The sequence below is a fragment of the Reinekea sp. genome (assembly GCF_982785585.1).
Window position 1 is genome coordinate 1 of the sequence record NZ_CEYAVF010000068.1, and the last position, 2,841, is coordinate 2,841.

A 2,841-nucleotide genomic window follows, 5' to 3' on the forward strand; every position below is an offset into this window, starting at 1 on the left:
CGAACTCCAGCGACAAACCATCGGTTCGGTCTTCGCCAATGGCATCGGGCTTATAGGCCTGATAGACGCGCGACATGGCTTCATCGGCATCGGCCACCTTGCTATTGATCTCGCCCGGGCTGGGGAACTTGGCCATGCGATCTTCGACCAGCGTCTTCAGCGTGGTCTGCTTACGACTCAACAGATCGATAATCAATAACCAGGGGATCATGCCCGAGTCGGCATAGGCAAAGTCTCTAAAGTAGTGATGCGCACTCATCTCACCGCCATAGACCGCGTCTTCCTTGCGCATCCGCTCCTTAATAAAGGTGTGACCCGAGACCGACTGAATCGGCACACCGCCCGCCGCCTCGACGATTTCGACGGTATTCCACACCAAACGCGGATCGTAGACGATCTTGGCACCCGGTTGCTTGGCCAAGAAGGCTTCCGCCAGCAGGCCGACTATATAGTAGCCCTCGATAAAGTTGCCGTCTTCATCCCACATAAAGCAGCGGTCAAAGTCGCCATCCCAGGCGATACCGAGGTCGGCGCCATGGTCCTTAACGGCCTTACCGGTGACCGGCTGCTGCTCATGCAACAGCGGGTTGGGAATACCATTGGGAAAGGTGGCGTCCGGTGCATGATGTATCTTAATAAACTCGATCGGCGCGCCCAGGGCCAACAAAGCAGCCTCGATAGCGTCCAAGGAGGGCCCCGCCGCACCATTGCCGGCATTAACCACCAACTTCATCGGCTTCAGGTTAGCGACATCCAGATAGGTCATCAGGTGCTCAACATAGGCGGCGCGATTGTCCAACAGCGTCAGCGTGCCCGGCGTCTCGGCCTTCTCGCCATAGTTGCCGGATTCAGCCATGGCGCGGATATCGGCCAAACCGGTATCGGCCGAGATGGGCTTGGCGTTATCGCGCACCATCTTCATGCCGTTATAATTGATCGGGTTGTGGCTGGCCGTGACCATACAACCGCCCTCGGCGGCCAAAAACGTGGTACCAAAGTAGACTTCCTCGGTGCCGCACATGCCCAGATCGATCACATCGGCCCCAAAATCCAGCACGCCTTGCGCAAAGGCATCCTTTAATTCCGGCGAGGTCTCGCGCACATCCCAACCGACTACCACCTTTTTAGGCTGCAGAAAGGTCGCAAACGCGCGGCCGATGCGGTAGGCGATATCTACATTCAGCTCAGCGCCGAGTTCGCCCCGAATATCGTAGGCTTTGAAACAGGTGAGATCCATCTTAGGTCCTTATTGGCTATCTGGGTTAACATTGGCTGCGACAAGAGCGAATAATACAGGGTTGGGTGGCAATTAATAGATTGTCATATATAACCAGTGTCATACAATCGCACTAATTGAATCTTATCAACTTGTTATAAACTTCTTTTGAGGACTTCCTTGAGCTTATGGACACCAACCAACAAGACCTGATCCACCTGCGGCCCCAAAATTCCGATGAAATAGATCTCGGCGAACTACTGCGTAAGCTGATTGGTGAATGGAAATTGGTGACCGCGGTCACTCTCTTGGGCGCCGTGGCAAGCGTTGTGATTGCCTTACAGCAAACCTCTATCTATCGCGTAGAGGCCATTTTGGCCGCGCCATCTATTGCCGAGCTGGGGGCCATGGTTGACCAAACACTGGTGCCGATTGATAGCGAAAAGGCCATGGAAAAGGTGGTAGAGAGCCTGTTTTCGATCAAAAATCAACGTGCCGTTTTTGACCAGAGTGAGCTGCTCCGGCTCTCTGGCTTAGATTCCGCTGTAACCCCTAACGAGCTATTCAGCACCATCACCAACGACCTATCGATCACCCGAATCGAACGCGAGTTCTATAATTTATTGGACAACGAACGATCGCCTTTCAAAGAAGTTAATATCAGCTTTGATTCAGCCAATGCAGCAGAGGCCGCCGAATTCGTCAATACCTTGGCCATTAAAGCCTTGGCATCGTCATTAGAAACCTTTAAGGATGATGCGGCGGCCCGTAAGGCCGATCAGATCAGTCAGATTGAAACGCAGCTAAAAGGACTCCAAGAAGCCGTTAAACAGGGTCGATTAGCTGAAATTACACGCTTAGAAGAGGCAAACAATCTAGCCAGCGATGCGTTGCGATTGCAGTTAAACCTACTCGAACAGCAGGCTAAGACCAACCGACTCACCCGTATGGCCCAATTGAAAGAAGCCATCAAGACAGCCAGTGGTTTAAAGATCATCGAGCCCATATCTTGGGAAAGCCTTCGCCCTACTAATGCCAACGCACAGTTTCTAAATAATCTGTCTGGCGCCCCGGAAGCCCAACCGCTTTATTTCCAGGGAACCCGATTGCTCATTGGCGAGCGGGATATGCTAGCTGCCCGGACTGATGACCTCCTCTATGTCGCAGAATCTTCCGCCATAGAGCTTAAACTCACGCAATTGTCTGCCGATCCGAAGATCGCAGCGTTAAAAGCCCGACAAAACGACACTATTTACATCCCCAACTATGACGAACTGATCGCCCAAAAATCCGCGTTGATTAACCTGTTAGTCGACTTCCCAATTGCCCGAATGGCCTCCCTAATACAGCCGGCCGTGGCCTCAACCATACCTATCAAACCCAATCGTAAGCTGATTGCGGTGGCGGGTACCGTTCTGGCGGGGTTTTTAGGCTTATTTTTTGCGCTGATTCGCATTGCGATCAAAAAATAGCTCACATTTTTAGCAAGACAATCATCTTGGAGCCATTATTCGCCTAAACTAATAAGGACACTCTCGGAAACAAGGTTTCAATAGGATGCAAGACACGGAAAGGAATCGGGACTTGATTCATTTACGACCGTCATCGGATGACGAAATTGACCT

At 51.9% G+C, this 2,841-nt stretch carries 2 protein-coding genes; one reads left to right on the forward strand and one right to left on the reverse strand.

Annotated elements, in window-relative coordinates:
- A partial coding sequence (locus AC4FIC_RS15040; RefSeq protein WP_490359442.1) for a phosphohexomutase domain-containing protein occupies nt 1-1,237 on the reverse strand: 1,237 nt, incomplete at its 3' end.
- A gap of 167 nt (nt 1,238-1,404) precedes the next feature.
- Here AC4FIC_RS15040 and AC4FIC_RS15045 point away from each other — a divergent pair.
- Nucleotides 1,405-2,688 (forward strand): LPS O-antigen chain length determinant protein WzzB, encoded by a 1,284-nt coding sequence (locus AC4FIC_RS15045; RefSeq protein ID WP_490359443.1) that lies wholly within the window; start codon nt 1,405-1,407, stop codon nt 2,686-2,688.
- Nucleotides 2,689-2,841: the final 153 nt, after the last annotated feature.

Bases quoted from the DNA above. Each gene is read 5' to 3' on its own strand.
- AC4FIC_RS15045 (WP_490359443.1), top strand. From the start codon at position 1,405: ATGGACACCAACCAACAAGACCTGATCCACCTGCGGCCCCAAAATTCC.